Below are 15,726 nucleotides of genomic sequence, written 5' to 3' on the forward strand. Positions count from 1 at the left end.
GAAATCACGATGGACGCACTTGGGTTTATTGAAACAAAAGGATTGCTGGCCGCAGTTGAAGCGGCAGACGCAATGGTCAAGGCCGCCGCTGTTCGGTTGATTGAGAAAAATCTCGTTGGCGCGGGACTGGTAACCATCACCGTATCCGGAGAGGTTTCCGCCGTCAGGGCCTCGGTTGATGCCGGGGTCACCGCAGTAAATCGCATCCAGGGGGCGGTATTGGTCTCGCAGCATGTTATCGCCCGTCCCTATGAAGAGATGGCCACACTCATCGGCACAGGAGGTGACCTCACTCCACCCGCATTGCCTTCTGGCAAGGATGGCGGAGGCGAAACTGCTTCTGAGCAAGCATCTGATTCAACCGCACAACCGGACGAGATAGCCACCGCAGCCCAGGATGAAGCCCCGAAAGCTGCCACGGTTGAGAAGACAGGGCCTAAAAAAGAAGAACCTGCTCCAACCAAAACCGGGGTATTGCCAATATCGGGTTTGAAAAGACTGACTGTCAGCAAATTACGGCAAATTGCCCTTGGGTTGAGCGGGATCAGTCTCACTGAATTGGAGATCAGGAAGGCGACAAAGAAAAAATTGATCGAAGCTATCGTAACCGTTACAGATAGATAGGAGTATTCACATGGTAGACAAGGATTTATTGTCGATTCAGGAAGCCCGTTCCCTGGTTCGCGCCGCGAAAAAAGCGCAGGCGGAATTTGGTCAATATGACCAGGAGCGAGTCGACAGCATTATCAAGGCTATTGCTGATGCCGCCAAAGAGCAGGCCGAGCCGCTGGCAGCCCTGGCGGTTGAAGAAACCGGCTTCGGAATTGTTCGCGACAAGAAGGCGAAAAACCTTCTGGCGAGTGAAGGTCTGTATGAAGCCATCAAGGACATGAAGACCATAGGTGTCCTGAATGAAGACAAGGAACAAAAGCTGGTTGAAATCGCGGTACCGATGGGTGTTATAGCAGGTATCATCCCTTCTACCAACCCGACTTCCACAACCATCTACAAATCGATCATTGCCCTGAAGTCAGGCAACGCCATCGTCTTCACCCCTCATCCCAGTGCTAAAGCATGCATTGGCAAGAGCGTGGCAATGATCCGCAAGACTCTGCATGAATGCGGTGCCAACGAAGACATGGTCAGCGTTATGAGTGTGCCCACCATCCAGGGAAGCGGCGAACTCATGAAAGTTGTCGACCTCATTCTTGCCACCGGCGGACCGGGAATGGTGAAAGCTGCATACAGTTCCGGCACCCCTGCCCTTGGCGTAGGTGCCGGCAACGTACCATCCTTTATCGAACGAAGTGCCGATGTTGAAGATGCTGTTACTAAAATCTTCTCCAGTAAAACGTTTGATAACGGTACCGTATGTGCGTCGGAACAGGCCATCGTCACCGAATCCGTTATCGCCGATAAAGTCAAATCGACCCTTATCGCCCACGGCGGGTACTTCCTGAAAGGCGAAGAGCTTGAGCAAGTAAAACGTGTCATGGAACGTGCCAACGGCAGCATGAACCCTGACATTGTCGGCCGCGATGCCGGGTATATTGCCAGCCTCGCAGGCATCAGCATCCCGGCAAATGTGCGACTGCTCATTTCCGATGAAAAAGGCATTGGCCCCAATTATCCTTTTTCAAAAGAGAAACTCACCGCCCTGCTCGGCTTCTACGTGGTCGAAGACTGGCAGGAAGCATGTGAAACGTGCCATGCCCTTCTTGAAAATGGCGGTATCGGCCACTCCCTTAGTATTCACTCGACCAATGAAGAGGTTATCCGCGAGTTTGGACTGCGAAAACCTGTATCGAGAATACTGGTTAATACCCCCTCCACCCAGGGCGCAGTAGGTATCACAACTTCACTCTTCCCTTCATTCACCCTTGGTTGCGGTACGGTCGGCGGCAGCTCGACTTCTGACAATGTCACTCCGCTCAACCTGATGAATATCAGAAGGGTTGCCTATGATCTGGGCAACAGCCCCTGTGAAGTAGCTGCTCCGGATAGCACTGGTAGCGAAACAATAGATGTCAATGCGATCACAGCAATGATCGTCAAACAGTTGAAAGAGATGGTTTAACCCCAAGCCAGTTGAGCTCGGTAAATCATCAGCAAACAATAACAATGCAAGGAGAATATCATGTCCTCTTCGAACGCTCTTGGAATGATTGAAACAAAAGGTCTCGTTGGTGCTGTGGAAGCAGCAGATGCAATGGTCAAAGCCGCCAACGTAACACTTGTCGGTAAGTCTCAGGTTGGCGGTGGACTCGTTACCGTCATGGTTCGCGGCGATGTCGGTGCAGTCAAGGCTGCTACCGATGCAGGTGCCGCAGCCGCCGCAAATGTTGGTGAACTGATCAGCGTTCACGTTATCCCACGCCCCCATAGCGAGGTGGAGACCATCCTCCCCAAGGCGGAAGCCTAAGCAGTGATGGATATTGAAGAAGGGGCGCTTACGCCCCTTCTCAGATCTCTTTAGCAGGTATATCTATTGCGGTTTGAAGGGATTTGAAGTTGCAGGTAAACAAACATTGGTCTGAAAGTACAGTAAGTATGAACGAGAAAGATTTTACAGCCATACTGGAAGGTATCTTAAGAAACGTTGTTGAACAAATCGGCACCGGAACACCTGGGAATGACTGCAGCACCATAAAAGATCCCATTCCTGTCGAGTTGTCAGGCCGACATGTACATTTGAGTGAAAGTGATGCCCTGGCATTGTTCGGGACCTCCCTTACTCCAGTGCGGGAACTCTCCCAGCCAGGTCAGTTCTTGTGCAAAGAGCGGGTCAGGTTGATTGGCCCCAAAGGGGTGATGGATAATGTGGCGGTTCTTGGCCCTTCCCGGGATAGCTCCCAGGTGGAAATTTCCAAGACCGATTGCCGCATTCTCGGTATCGATGCACCGGTTCGACAGTCCGGCGACATTGCAAGTACTCCAGGCATAATACTTGCCTCTCAGACCGGCATCGTCGGTCTTGAAGAAGGGGTGATCGTGGCCGCCCGCCACATCCATATGTCGCCTGAAGATTCCCGCAGATTTGGCGTATCTGATAGAGACAAGGTCCAGGTTCAGCTGGACGGAGACCGTCCGCTGACCCTTCAGGATGTACTGGTTCGTGTTGATCCATCATTCAAGCTCGCCATGCACATCGACCCGGATGAGGGCAACAGTGCCGGATGGAACAATGCCGTAACAGGGCACATCGTCTGCTAGCAGGTGATTTATTATGGATTTCGAAGCAATTAATCGGCAGATCAGCCTGGTAGAGAGCTGTATTGACCACACCATACCGGTTCAACCGAACGAAAAGCTCTACGTTGGTGTCGACCTGGGAACCGCCTATATCGTGGTCGTGGTACTGAACAATGAGAAGCAGCCTGTTGCCTGCGCGATGGAATTCAGCCAGGTAATCAAGGACGGGCTTGTGGTCGACTATATCGGTGCCACCAGGATTGTCCGAAAACTTGTGAACGAGCTGAACCAGCGGCTGGGCAGAGAACTGACCCACACGGCCATCGCCGTGCCGCCGGGAACCGGGAGCAAGGACTGCAAAACCCACAGTTACGTCGTGGAGAGTGCTGGCCTGGAGGTTACCGCTGTTCTTGATGAGCCGACCGCAGCCAATGGAGTGCTTGGCCTGCAGAATGGGGTCATTGTCGATATTGGCGGAGGTACAACCGGCCTCTCCGTTCTTGATAAGGGGCAAGTTGTTTACGTGGCTGATGAGCCAACCGGTGGCACTCATCTCACCCTCGTTCTGGCAGGTAATTACGGCATCAGCTTTAGCGAAGGTGAAGAGTTAAAGAAACAGAACGATCGGCATGATGAAATTCTTCCTATAGTCCGCCCTGTCATCCAGAAAATGGCCACCATAGTCAACAGTCATATCCATGGCCGCCAAATTTCAAATATACACCTCGTCGGCGGCACCTGTTGCCTCACGGGCATGGAAAAAATCATGGAAAAGGAAATCGGTATTCCGGTTTACAAGCCCGCCAATCCTTTTCTGGTTACACCGCTTGGAATTGCACTCAATTGCTGATTATGGAGAAGATGGTGGATGTAAATGAACTCGTCCGGACGATTGCTCAGGAAGTGATCAGGCAACTACAGGGACAGCAGAAAAAGAAGTGCATCATGGTACTGACTGATAAGAACGACGTTTCAGCTGATACCCTTCATGACCTGGTCGGGACTGACAGCGAGTTGCTGTATATTGGCGACAGTTCAGTCAACAGGGAAATAGACCGCTACATCCTACCTTATCTTTCCTGTAGCGATATGGCAGATCTCGCCAACGGCAGAGCAGACGGGGCCCCCATGACCGAAGTATTAAAGTTGTTGCTGGCCGGTACAGCGATCGAAGCGGTTGACTACGAGCACCGTCGCTACAGCGAGACTGCTCCAGGCCCACTCTTTCTGCTCTACGAAAAGTATATGGAAACCCTGAGCGGTTACGGACTTAAACCGTTCAAGCATAAGCAGCCGGAATATATACGATGCTGGGAGCCACTGATTACGGAGCAGGTCGTGGCCAATACCAAGCAGCAGGGAGCATCTCTCCTGCAGACGCTCACCAGTGCCCAGGTCACCCCTTTAGCAGCTGAAGCTGCCAAAGATCTAAATATTATAATTAATAAATGTCTATGAGGGCTTAAGCCGTATGATTATCTGCAAGGTTATAGGCAACGTCTGGGCAACCAGAAAGAAAGAATCGCTGAACGGTCTGAAGTTAATGGTTGTTCGCCGTATTGATGCCAACCAGGACGAGGAAGGTGCGGCGGCCGACAGCTTTGTTGCTGTGGACTGCGTAGGCGCTGGAATCGGAGAACCGGTACTGGTGGCCACAGGGAGTTCTGCACGTATGGCATTGAGGAATCAGGACAGCCCGGTCGACGCGGCAATCATCGGCATAATAGACGGCAGCGACGGCTGATCCCATTAGGATTGCTGGGAAATGTCTGTTGTGCAAATTCCACATTATTGGATGTAACAGTGCGTAATCATAATCAATTCATCGACGTGGACACGCTCGGCATTGTCGAGGTGCAATCCATCGCCGGCGGCGTAGAACTCGCCGATACGATGATGAAAACGGCCGATATCCGGCTTATGAGAGCTGCGACTATCTGCTCCGGAAGGTATCTGATCTTTGTGGCCGGTGACAGGGCGGCGGTTTCCAGTTCCGTGCAAACGGCCCGTGAATCAGGCCGGTCTCTGAAAGGCAGCTTCATCATCTCGAATGCCTCATCTGAGTTGTTGAATGTCCTGCAACGAGACGGGCAACCTGCAGAGGGTGATGCAATAGGCATAGTTGAATGCCGTTCTGTCGCCGCGGGCATTGCCGCCGCAGATAGGGCTGCCAAACGTTCAGCCATTCAACTACTCCGGCTGGTGACAGGGCAGGGTATTAATGGAAAATCCTATTTCGTTCTCAGTGGCGACGTTGCATCCGTACGAGAAGCCACCGAAAACGCAGAAGCAGCTCTTGGCAAAAACCTTGTGGAGGCGGTCGTTATACCTCGACCCGATGCCTCCGTCGTCAGTTCTCTCATCAGGGGAGTGAGGTAAATCATGAAGAAAAAACTTGTAGAACAAAGCAATATCGAATCCTTCATCTGCCAGGCAAATGGTGCCATCTATGTTGACAGCACCATGATCCTGACCCCAGGTGCAAAGGATGAACTGAGTAAACGGAAGATCAGGACCGTTCGTGATGCCAAACCGGCTGCGTGTTGCGGCGGCTACCACGCCTGCCCTGCCCGTCTCTGCGACGGTGTTGCCGAAGATGCCGATTTTGAACGACTTTTTTACGGAGTGGCTGCAATGGTAAAAGAGGAGTACGGCATTGAGGATCCTGAAAAGCTGAAGGAAATCAGTCACCAGATCGTACAGACCCTCAAAAAATTATAATTTAACGAAATAAAGGAGAAACCGAAAATGAGTGCACTTGGAATGATAGAGACAAGAGGACTTGTCGGCGCAGTAGAAGCCGCCGATGCCATGGTAAAAGCTGCTAACGTTGAGCTTGTCGGCCGCGAACAGGTCGGTGGCGGACTGGTAACAGTTCTGGTACGCGGTGACGTGGGTGCGGTGAAAGCTGCCACAGATGCAGGTGCCGCCGCTGCCGAGCGTGTCGGGGAATTGAAAAGCGTTCATGTCATCCCCCGTCCGCACAGTGAAGTTGAAATAATCCTGCCCAAAGCGCAGGGGTAAGAATTCAATCCGGTTGGTATTTCGCCTGCCCGTCAGGTTCTGTAGTCTGAACCCTCGGGCTTGTTATTGATGTACGTGGAGTATTGAGTGTGACACAGTTTTACGGCAAGACAAAAATCTGTTACGGCGTTGACGCCATGGAGTCTCTTGAGCAGCTCGCTGCAAAAAAGGCTTTTATTGTTACGGACCAATTCATGGTGAAGACCGGGTTTGTGGATCGAGTGGTAAGTCACCTTGACCGAAGAGGTGTTTCGCACCTGGTTTTCTCCGATGTCGAGTCAGATCCCTCCCTGGAGACAGTCACCAGGGGCGCGAAGCTTTTTCTTGAAAACAGGGCGGATCTCCTCATCGCCCTTGGCGGTGGTTCCCCCATCGATGCGGCCAAAGCCATCGTTTACTTCGCCCACAAAGCCTCGGAGGATGTTGTCAAACCAACGCTTGTGGCAATTCCGACAACCAGCGGTACCGGATCCGAGGTGACCGACATCTCCGTGGTCACAGACAAGGTAAATGAGGTCAAGATCCCCTTAAGTGACGAGTTGCTGATTCCTGACGTGGCAATTCTCGATGCGCGGTTTACCCGCACCCTTCCACCCGCCATTACCGGCGCCACTGGAATGGATGTGCTGACCCACGCCATCGAGGCCTATACGTCGAGACAGGCCAATGCCTTCACCTCGATTTATGCCAGGTACGCCATACGCTACGTGTTCAGCTACCTGTTGCGGGCCTATCGGAACGGCGATGATATGGAGGCCAGGGAACACATGCTGCTCGGCTCCTGCATGGCGGGTATGGCATTCAATAACAGCGGACTCGGCATCACCCATTCCATCGCCCACAGCCTCGGAGGCATGTTCCATATTCCACATGGGCTTGCCAATGCGGTTGTCCTTCCCCAGGTGATCCGGTTCAATAGCTTCGATGTCGGTATCCGTTTTCAGGAAATCGCCCAGATGCTGTCACTTCCCGCTGCCACTGTGGAAGAAGGTACCTCGAGCCTGATCAAGGCCGTTTGCGACCTCAATGAAGCAATGGGAATCCCTGCCAGGATTAGCATGTTGGAAATCGGGCAGGAGGAATATTTCAATAATCTCGAGGTAATTTCCTGCAATGTATTGAACGACATCTGTACCCAAGGAAACCCGAGAAAACCTTCAAAGAGAGATATTATCGAGTTACTAAAGCTGGCCTGGTAGCGAAATGGCCTGTAATGACCTTTCTGGAAGAACGTGTGATGAATGAACAGATATTACAGAAGATTTGCGAGGCAGGAGTTGTCGGGGCAGGTGGAGCCGGCCTGCCGACACATGTGAAAGCAAGAGCGAATGTGGAGACGGTTCTGGTTAACGGCGCCTCCTGCGAGCCTCTGTTGATGAGCGACCCCTACCTCCTCGAGACCAAAACGGATTTAGTGATCCAGGGCCTTAAAGAGATCATGACATGTACAGGGGCCTCTAGGGGAATCATCTGCCTGAAAGGTAAGCATAAAGACGCCCTTGCTGCTGTTCAGGACCGAGTAAGCAAAGAGCCGATTGAGCAATCACTGGCCCTTGAATTGTATGAACTCGAAGATTTCTATCCGGCAGGTGATGAGCAGGTGCTGGTCCACGAGGTGTTGGGCAAGACTGTTCCGGAGCGTGGTATTCCCCTCCAGCTTGGCGCGGTGGTCAGCAATGTCGAATCGCTGTATAACGTCGCTCTGGCCATGGAGAATCGCCCCGTTACCCACCGCTACCTTACCGTGACAGGTGAGGTTGCCAAGCCGATGGTCGTGAAAGTACCCGTCGGTACTCCGGTCTCCGATGTACTTGCCTTTGCCGGCGGACCTACGCTCGCCAACTTCAAGGTTGTGGACGGTGGGCCGATGATGGGCCGTGTACTGAAGGATATCGATCAGCCTGTCACCAAAACCACCAGTGCTCTTATCCTATTACCATGCAATCACACGGTCGTAACAGGAAAGGTCATGGATCCGGCGAAACTGCGCCGCATCACCAATACTGTCTGCTGTCAGTGCAGCCGCTGTACCGATCTCTGCCCCAGAAACCTGCTCGGACATTCCCTGCATCCCCACAAGCTCATGCGGGTTCTCGACTCACAGGTCCTGGAGAGCCCTCTGGCGCGAGAAGCTCTGCTCTGCTCCGAATGCGGAATTTGTGAAAAATATGCCTGCCCGATGATGGTTTCCCCCCGGGAGGTCAATGCCCAAATCAAGAAAGTACTGATGGCAGCGAACGTCACCTGGGAAGCTTCGGACAAAGAGCTGTTGGCAAACCGTTTCCGAAAAAATCGCGCAGTGCCGACCAGCAGGCTCATCCAGCGTCTGAATCTGAGTCACTACGAGGCCTATGCTCGCTACCGCGGTGAACTCTCCGCGTCCCGGGTTAGCCTGGCACTTCGACAGCATATAGGCGCTCCTGCACAGTGCGTGGTCTCACCGGGAGATCATGTAAAAATGGGTGATCTGGTCGGTGAAATACCGGAAGGCGCGATGGGGGCACGGGTACATGCCAGTATTGACGGCATAGTTGAATCTGTGAGTGACGGCAAAGTAACCATCAGCAGGGGCTGAAAGAAGAGGCTAATACTATGATTTTACGTACAATAGGTTGTGTCGAACTCAACAGCATTGCCTGGGGCATGCATGTCGCAGATGAAATGGTCAAAGCAGCCAGCGTGCAACTGGTGATGGCCAGGCCTACCTGTCCGGGCAGATATTTAGTGGTGGTTACCGGGGATACAGGAGCCGTGCAAAGTTCCGTTGAGGTTGGCAGAGAACTTGCCGCTGATATGGCTGTTGACTGGTTTACCATCCCAAGTGTTCATCCGGATGTCATTCCAGCTCTCAGCGCCACCTCGATTATCCCAAAAATCAATGCACTTGGCGTCATTGAAACCTGCACCACCGCATCTTGCATACTTGCTGCCGACGCTGCAGCGAAAGCGGGAGAGGTGCAGCTCATTGAAATCCGCATGGCTGCAGGTCTTGGAGGTAAAGCTTTTGTCACCATGACCGGTGATGTCGGCTCCGTGAAGGCCTCCGTCGAAGCCGGTATCGAAGCGGTAGGTGATGCTGGTCCGGTTCACAGCCATGTGGTTATTCCTGCCCCAAGTGAAGAACTGAAAGCCAATCTATTATAGGCATAGCGAAGTTTCGAATCTGGTTCCGCGGCCCCACCTCGTGCAACCAGGTTCGTACCGGGAGTGAGAATGAAAGAAAATCTTTTGGAGCCAAAACAGCGTATAATACAGGAGTACGTCCCTGGTAAACAAGTCACCCTGGCCCATGTCATCGCCAGCCCCCAGAAATCCATCTATCTTAAGCTAGGGCTGGATGACGAAACCGCCGGCGCGATTGGCCTGCTGACAATAACCCCTTACGAAGGGGTTATCATAGCTGCGGATGTTGCGACCAAAGCTGCAGCTGTGGAGATTGGTTTCCTGGACCGGTTTGGAGGTTCGTTGCTGTTAGTTGGTGACGTTGCCAGTGTTGAATCAGCCATAAGTGAGGTCCTCAGTTATTTTGGTGAAATTCTGCATTACTCCACCGCGGAAATGACCCGTTCCTGATCTCTTTTTACACCTCGAAATTTCTCGGTCAGCTGGAATTTTATACCAGTATTGGAACCAATTAACCGCTTCAAAGTCAGGCTGTTTTCCTAATTTCATTGAAAAGGTCTGAAATTGCAGCGGGCGGATTTGTGATCATGAAAAAAATTATGCTGGTCGGCGAAACGTTCTCAGGAAAAAGTTCCCTGATACAACAACTCTCCGGCCAGAGATATCGGCCGAACAGAGCAATGGCTGTCGACTACTACGGCCAGTTCATCACAACACCGGGTGAATTCCTTGAGAACAGGCGCTTCTATCACGCACTCATCACCACCTCCGCCGATTGTGATATCCTGGCACTCATCCAGGATGCCACCAGGGCCAGCAGTCTGTTCCCCCCTCTTTTTGGCTCCATGTTCAATCGGCAGCTTATCGGCATTATTACCAAAAGCGACTCCGACGATGCCAATATCAGACGAGCGCAGATCTTCCTCAATAATGCAGGAGTAAAAGACATCATTGTCACGAGTTGCGTGACCAAAGAGGGTCTCGGTTCCCTACGCCGCCTCCTATCTTGAGGCAGGTAAATAAGGGCCGTAATCGGGCCAACGATCTACTCTGACTCCCCCCGCAAGGCTCTTTGCCCAGACATCCCACGCAAGCACCCCCCTGGAACCTGCAGGTTATCTAATAAAGCCGCTCAAAAGCCGAGGCCTTGAATACCGCTACCACCTCGCTGCCTGGCTGGATATCGAGTTCTTCCAGTGACTGCGGCACGATTTCCGCTATCAGGGTGTGTCCCTGGCAATCCAGCTCAACTCCTGAAAGCCAGTCGGTCTGATATGTCTTACGCACCACGCAGGAAAGCATATTACGGGCGCTGGTAGCTTCGGGGTGTTTCTTGAAGAGCAGAATATCCCGACTGTTCAGGGCAAATTGTCCCGGCGCAGCATCTTCAGTTTTCAAAAGCATCAGGGGTATGTTTCCCATCCAGTAGCGCAGCAGCCTGCCGGTATCCTCCGGCCTCTCCAGATCCACCAGATTGGTATACCCTCTGCCTCCGCTGCCCAGCCGCGTTCTGGCAAGATCTTCTGTGGCAATATGGTTACTCACCTTACCGTCCTCCAAGACCAGCACTTCATCCGTCATCATCCGCATTTCCTGCAAACTATGGCTGATGAAAAGTAAAGGAATGGAAAATTCGGCAAAAACCCTCTTGAGATCCGGAATTATCTGGTATTTCAGCCGGTGATCAAGGCCGGTCAACGGTTCATCCAGGAGAATCAGGTGTGGGCAGGCCAGGATTGTGCGACCAAGCGCCACCCGCTGACGCTCCCCTCCGGATAATTTTGAGACCCTCCGATCAAGCAGGCCCCCCAGCTGTAAAACGCGTATGAGCTGGTCAGGATTAATGCTGTGCTCAGCTGCAGTTACTCTTTTTAGCCCATAGTGAAGATTTTTCTTCACACTCATATGGGGAAAAAGAAGAGCATGTTGAAAAACCACACCTACCCTGCGCGCCTCCGGAGGAAGATTTATACCCTTCTCCTTATCATAGAGTACGGTTCCATTAAGCTTGATGAGCCCTTTATCAGGCTCCAACAGGCCTGATATCATGTGCATCAATGTCGATTTGCCGTTCCCTGACGGCCCGAACACACCGCATTTCTTTGATGACACTGAGAAATCAAAGCGACAGGCAAAGTCGGCAAATTTTTTCTCTACATGCACTTCAAGCAACATTACTACCTCACAGAAAGCTTTCGATTCACTGCTTCACCAAACAACAGCACCATGAAGGAGAGTAGAATAGAGACCAGGCAGAGTGAGAGCGCCATGCTGTCACCACCGGGAACACTGGTGTATTGATAGATTGCCAGGGGGATTGTCTGGGTCACTCCCGGCATGTTGCCGGCAAGTACAATAGTTGCACCAAACTCACCTAGACTCCTGGCAAACATTAACGTGGTGCCGGCAAGAATTGCCCGGCCACAAAGGGGGATAGTGATAGTGAACAAGGTATCCCACCATTTGGCCCCAAGCGTTCTCGATGCCTGGATATATTGCTTATCGATAGCCTCAAGGCCTATTCGTATCGAGCGTACCAGTAGGGGAAAACCCACTACCGACGAAGCAATTACCGCGGCCTTCAAGGTGAAGATGATACGAATATCGAAATGGGCCAAAAATTGACCGATCCAACTATTCTTGCCAAAGAGCAGCAGCAGGAGATAGCCTGTCACCACCGGAGGCAACACCAGGGGCAGGTTTATTATCCCTTCCAGAATCGTTTTACCCCTGATATTGGTCATCGCCAGCAGATAGGCGACTGCGAAGCCAACGGGAAGCGTGATAACTGTAGCGCTCAAGGCCACTTTTAACGACAGCTTTATAGCCTGAAGGTCATCCGGAGTAAGAGCAATCATATTTCCTGGTTTGTTGTTTCTTTATAAACATTGATTTTACCTGCCCGACTCAAATCCATACTTAGTGAGAATTGCAACCGCATCATCCCCTATGATGAATTTGTAGAACTCTTTCGCCAACTCTTTTCCCTCGCCTGCCACTGTCACTCCAACCGGATACGCTACCCGGCTATACAAATCATCTGGAACGTGAAAGGCAATTTTTGCATTTCGGGTCAACAAGGCGTCTGTTTTATACACGAAAGCGCCATCCACCTCACCACGATCAGCATATAAGAGAGCCTGTCGTACATCTTTAGCCAAAATTAATTTTCTGTCATCTCGTAACTGGTTGTATATACCTGCGCTCTGCATTGCTTCCTCGGCATAACGCCCCGCCGGAACACTCTTGGGATCACCAATCGCGATTCTTTCCATGGAGAGTAAATCTTCCATTGATCCATTCTGCAGCTTGGTACCACTGATAAAAACCAGCTTGTTATAAGCAAAAATTTTATCGAAGCCTGGGGCTATAAGCTGATTCTCCACCAGATAGTCCATCCATTTGGGATTTGCTGATATATAGATATCTGCCGGGGCTCCCTGGGATATCTGTTTTGCCAGACTCCCGGAAGACGCGAAATTGGGCATCATTTCAACTTCAGGATGAATTTCGGAGAATGCAGTCATTACCTCTTTGATCGCATCGGTCATGCTTGCAGCTACAGAGAGATAGAGTGTTTTCGCCTGGCAGGTTGTAAAAGAAAGAAAGACAGCCAGAAAAATGAGCAGGGAAATCTTTTTCTTCACACGTAATTCTCCTCACGGTTTAAATTTCAAGACTATTCTTAGACAAGAAAAATCATGTTGTTGCTACAATAACATCAGATGCCTTTATAATTGCCGAACATGTCTTACCGACTGCCAGGCCAAGTCGCGTTACACTTGCTGAGGTGATAATCGAAGTAACAGTGCTGCCCCCCGACAGGTCGATGGTAATTTCCTCATTAATCGCTCCGGCAATAATCGAGGTAATTTTCCCGGTAAGGATATTCCTGGCTGAGATTGACTTCCTATCGATATCACAGCCAAGAAGCACATTAGGAGCCTTAACGATGACCAGAACTTCTCTCAGAGGCCCCAGCCCAAGACGATTCACGGACCTTTCGGTGATAACCGTGCTGACACGATCTCCCCCTTTCAAACGTATATCAACGACACTGTTCACTGCGCCCTGATTAATTTCAATAACCTCACCAAGCCAGACATTTCTGGCACTGAGTGTCATTTCCATCCTGCGCAGGGTTTTCAGGGTAGATAGTGCCTCGTTTGGATTGTCAGAATAAAACTGGGTAAATTGAGAATACTCGTTTTTCAACAGGCGTAGTCGCTTGAGGAGCCCCTTGCCTTCTTCAGTCAAGGAGGAACCTCCGCCCCCACTCCCTCCCGTTTTCTTTATATATAATTGAAACGGCAGGATGTTGTTCATCCGATCAAGCTTTTGCCAGGCGGATTTATACTGTAGACCCACCTGCTGTGCAGCCTTGTTGATAGACCCGGTTTCATCCAACGCCTCAAGTAGCAGGACAGTGGTGTTATTGGCTGTCCAGCCCATTATCTCAAATATGGAATCTTCGGTCTTCATAGTTGCTGGTCTGCTTTTATTCGTATTTTATAACATTATGTTGATTTGACATAACGCTAATCCTATAAGTTCCGAAAATTTGCAACAGTTGTGCCGGTTGCAGGCATGTACTTAAAAAAGACACTACTCTATGTTTATAAAAGCTCACATAGTGTCATGTTTTCAGGTTCTTAAACAAACCATACAGGTCTCAAACTTCAAATGAGCATCCACAACTACAAACGACGTCAACCCTTTCCCAACGAGACAAACCAATCCAACCGGACGACATAATTGTCGATCGTAACCATTTTTGTCTTAAACCAACGTGAAAAGTTATTGGGAGTGGTAGATTCGCGAAGAAATGGTGTGGTGAGAAAAGATACAATGCATCTTCCTGCAGCGTAAGGTGCAGCACAATCGTTCATCAAATAAAACAAAAGCCCCTGAGCAATAAATAGCGCTCAGGGGCTTACGGAATTGTTCTTCTCCAAAATCTGCAAATCAGGGGTTGATGCCCCTGACTATCGTGCTTGCGGAGTGGGAATCACCTCTGCAATGCACTTGGCAACGATTTTACAATATCCCGTTTCTCTTCATATCCTTAATAAAGAGCTTATCAGCCTCGCTGACATATTTTTTGCTCAAAACCGGATCAGTCAATCTTGACTCCGCTGACCATACTTTCTTCTTTGTGTTCACATCATAAAGACTGGCTTCAATGGTATATTGCACACGTGAATAATTGGCGTATGTTGCCCGGGGCGCGAATAGAGGCTGAAAACTTCCATTATCCATGAAGTCATAAGAGTTCCCCACTGCAATCTGAGAGCCGCTTTCTTCAGCCACTTCAACTGTTCTCAAGACAAGCACTGTTTTTGAATCAGTAAGCCTGACCGCATCGTAAACTGCGTCGTAATCCACTTTACCTCGCACTCCATCAATGCTGTAACTGGCAATAGCTGTAACATCTTCCTTAAAAAGATCTTCAACCACAGTCTCTTCCATAAGCTTTCGTATCGATTCATGGTGAGCAACACCAACTACCAGCACTTCCCGTGCCTGGTAATCACCTTCTGCAGACCATGATGATATAAGCCGCTTTGAAGTGCAGGACGCGGACAATAAAACAGTGAGAAGCAACAGAGTAATAGTACTGATTGGTATTGTTGTAATGCGCCGAAATACAGAAATCATGTCATATCCTTCTTCAAATTTTGTAACCCCTGAAAAACATCCGATCTATTCAAATGCCATGCTTAGATAACCTATTGCATACAAGAGCAAACCTAACGTCTCACTTGTCTTTTTGCAATTCCATTTTTGTTGCTCTTTCAATGGATTAGGCATGTTCCTGCCGGGAATTCCCCTCGCCTACGCGGCAGCTATCGCTGGAGACATTTGATACATTACCCTTTCTTGTTCTATACTAAACTTCAGATCACTATGTTTCATATAGGAGACTTATGAGAGCGCACGAATATCCGGTCGTAAATAACCGACTCCTCTTTCGCTGTCCGAATTGTGACGCCAGACGTTCTTTCGGTGTCCAGTCGCATGTTCGCCGACGATCTATTCGCTGTCATAAATGTGGTTCTGTTGCCCAGTGCAGCCTCAACAGGCGAAAAGGCCGTCGCGACTCCCAAGCGGGAAAATGCATCATGATCTCACCGAACGGGCAGGAATTCGACGTGGTCCTGCACGACATTTCTCCACATGGACTCGGGTTCGATATCCCGTTGAACGCTGCAAAATCAGTTTCTATCCTTCAACAGCTCAAGTTCAAGTGTTCCTGGAATCCGAGACTACTCAGCAAAAATCGTTACATAATCCGCAGTATCAATGGCCGCAGAATCGGAGCTGAGAAAATCACATAATTGATGTATTTCGTCACGCTAGCCAGGCAACATCAAACAAATGTATTAT

General features: G+C 50.4%; 21 protein-coding genes. 16 read left to right on the plus strand and 5 right to left on the minus strand.

Translation table 11 applies throughout. The annotated features are described in order from the left end of the window. Positions 1-9 precede the first annotated feature (9 nt). The 15 genes from FCL45_RS25135 (at position 10) to FCL45_RS18690 (ending at position 10,349) form a co-directional block, all read left to right on the plus strand. Positions 10-624 carry a BMC domain-containing protein gene (locus FCL45_RS25135; RefSeq protein WP_136799084.1) on the plus strand — a complete coding sequence of 205 codons (615 nt, stop codon included), beginning with the start codon at positions 10-12 and terminating at the stop codon, positions 622-624. A 10-nt stretch (positions 625-634) separates the two neighbouring features. Next, the gene (locus FCL45_RS18625; protein ID WP_136799085.1) at positions 635-2,077 is read left to right on the plus strand and encodes an acetaldehyde dehydrogenase (acetylating); all 1,443 of its coding nucleotides are present in this window, start codon (positions 635-637) and stop codon (positions 2,075-2,077) included. Positions 2,078-2,137: 60 nt separating this feature from the next. Further along, positions 2,138-2,422: a BMC domain-containing protein gene (locus FCL45_RS18630; protein WP_136799086.1), complete on the plus strand. Its 285-nt coding sequence runs from the start codon at positions 2,138-2,140 to the stop codon at positions 2,420-2,422. Between the two features lie 128 nt (positions 2,423-2,550). After that, positions 2,551-3,213, plus strand: a complete 663-nt coding sequence (locus FCL45_RS18635; RefSeq protein ID WP_136799087.1) for a phosphate propanoyltransferase — start codon at positions 2,551-2,553, stop codon at positions 3,211-3,213. A gap of 13 nt (positions 3,214-3,226) precedes the next feature. Then, entirely contained in the window at positions 3,227-4,042 is an 816-nt protein-coding gene (gene eutJ, locus FCL45_RS18640) for an ethanolamine utilization protein EutJ (RefSeq protein ID WP_176360066.1), read from the plus strand. 11 nt (positions 4,043-4,053) lie between these two features. Next, the gene (locus FCL45_RS18645; protein ID WP_136799089.1) at positions 4,054-4,650 is read left to right on the plus strand and encodes a hypothetical protein; all 597 of its coding nucleotides are present in this window, start codon (positions 4,054-4,056) and stop codon (positions 4,648-4,650) included. Positions 4,651-4,663: 13 nt separating this feature from the next. Continuing rightward, positions 4,664-4,936, plus strand: a complete 273-nt coding sequence (locus FCL45_RS18650) for a EutN/CcmL family microcompartment protein (RefSeq protein WP_136799090.1) — start codon at positions 4,664-4,666, stop codon at positions 4,934-4,936. A gap of 59 nt (positions 4,937-4,995) precedes the next feature. After that, positions 4,996-5,571: a BMC domain-containing protein gene (locus FCL45_RS18655; RefSeq protein WP_228721363.1), complete on the plus strand. Its 576-nt coding sequence runs from the start codon at positions 4,996-4,998 to the stop codon at positions 5,569-5,571. A gap of 3 nt (positions 5,572-5,574) precedes the next feature. Continuing rightward, on the plus strand, positions 5,575-5,913 hold the full coding sequence (locus FCL45_RS18660; protein ID WP_136799091.1) for a hypothetical protein: 339 nt from the start codon (positions 5,575-5,577) through the stop codon (positions 5,911-5,913). A gap of 27 nt (positions 5,914-5,940) precedes the next feature. After that, positions 5,941-6,216 carry a BMC domain-containing protein gene (locus FCL45_RS18665; protein ID WP_136799092.1) on the plus strand — a complete coding sequence of 92 codons (276 nt, stop codon included), beginning with the start codon at positions 5,941-5,943 and terminating at the stop codon, positions 6,214-6,216. An 89-nt stretch (positions 6,217-6,305) separates the two neighbouring features. Further along, on the plus strand, positions 6,306-7,415 hold the full coding sequence (locus FCL45_RS18670; protein WP_136799093.1) for a 1-propanol dehydrogenase PduQ: 1,110 nt from the start codon (positions 6,306-6,308) through the stop codon (positions 7,413-7,415). 38 nt (positions 7,416-7,453) lie between these two features. Continuing rightward, positions 7,454-8,791, plus strand: a complete 1,338-nt coding sequence (locus FCL45_RS18675) for a 4Fe-4S dicluster domain-containing protein (RefSeq protein ID WP_136799094.1) — start codon at positions 7,454-7,456, stop codon at positions 8,789-8,791. A gap of 17 nt (positions 8,792-8,808) precedes the next feature. Further along, on the plus strand, positions 8,809-9,360 hold the full coding sequence (locus FCL45_RS18680) for a BMC domain-containing protein (protein WP_136799095.1): 552 nt from the start codon (positions 8,809-8,811) through the stop codon (positions 9,358-9,360). Positions 9,361-9,429: 69 nt separating this feature from the next. Continuing rightward, positions 9,430-9,789, plus strand: coding sequence for a BMC domain-containing protein (locus tag FCL45_RS18685; RefSeq protein WP_136799096.1), 360 nt, complete (start codon positions 9,430-9,432; stop codon positions 9,787-9,789). A 137-nt stretch (positions 9,790-9,926) separates the two neighbouring features. Further along, positions 9,927-10,349 carry a EutP/PduV family microcompartment system protein gene (locus FCL45_RS18690; RefSeq protein ID WP_136799097.1) on the plus strand — a complete coding sequence of 141 codons (423 nt, stop codon included), beginning with the start codon at positions 9,927-9,929 and terminating at the stop codon, positions 10,347-10,349. 109 nt (positions 10,350-10,458) lie between these two features. Here FCL45_RS18690 and modC read toward each other — a convergent pair whose 3' ends face one another. The 5 genes from modC to FCL45_RS18715 form a co-directional block, all read right to left on the minus strand. Beyond that, the gene (modC, locus tag FCL45_RS18695; RefSeq protein ID WP_136799098.1) at positions 10,459-11,514 is read right to left on the minus strand and encodes a molybdenum ABC transporter ATP-binding protein; all 1,056 of its coding nucleotides are present in this window, start codon (positions 11,512-11,514) and stop codon (positions 10,459-10,461) included. A 2-nt stretch (positions 11,515-11,516) separates the two neighbouring features. Continuing rightward, positions 11,517-12,194 carry a molybdate ABC transporter permease subunit gene (modB, locus tag FCL45_RS18700; protein ID WP_136799128.1) on the minus strand — a complete coding sequence of 226 codons (678 nt, stop codon included), beginning with the start codon at positions 12,192-12,194 and terminating at the stop codon, positions 11,517-11,519. 39 nt (positions 12,195-12,233) lie between these two features. After that, on the minus strand, positions 12,234-12,986 hold the full coding sequence (modA, locus tag FCL45_RS18705) for a molybdate ABC transporter substrate-binding protein (protein WP_136799099.1): 753 nt from the start codon (positions 12,984-12,986) through the stop codon (positions 12,234-12,236). 52 nt (positions 12,987-13,038) lie between these two features. Further along, entirely contained in the window at positions 13,039-13,821 is a 783-nt protein-coding gene (locus tag FCL45_RS18710) for a TOBE domain-containing protein (protein ID WP_136799100.1), read from the minus strand. A 555-nt stretch (positions 13,822-14,376) separates the two neighbouring features. After that, on the minus strand, positions 14,377-14,997 hold the full coding sequence (locus FCL45_RS18715; protein WP_136799101.1) for a hypothetical protein: 621 nt from the start codon (positions 14,995-14,997) through the stop codon (positions 14,377-14,379). A gap of 269 nt (positions 14,998-15,266) precedes the next feature. Between FCL45_RS18715 and FCL45_RS18720 the strand changes: the two genes are divergently transcribed. Then, positions 15,267-15,677 carry a hypothetical protein gene (locus FCL45_RS18720; protein WP_136799102.1) on the plus strand — a complete coding sequence of 137 codons (411 nt, stop codon included), beginning with the start codon at positions 15,267-15,269 and terminating at the stop codon, positions 15,675-15,677. The last annotated feature ends 49 nt before the right edge of the window (positions 15,678-15,726 follow it).

The organism is Desulfosediminicola ganghwensis (assembly GCF_005116675.2).
Taxonomy (GTDB): Bacteria; Desulfobacterota; Desulfobulbia; order Desulfobulbales; family Desulfocapsaceae; genus Desulfopila; species Desulfopila ganghwensis.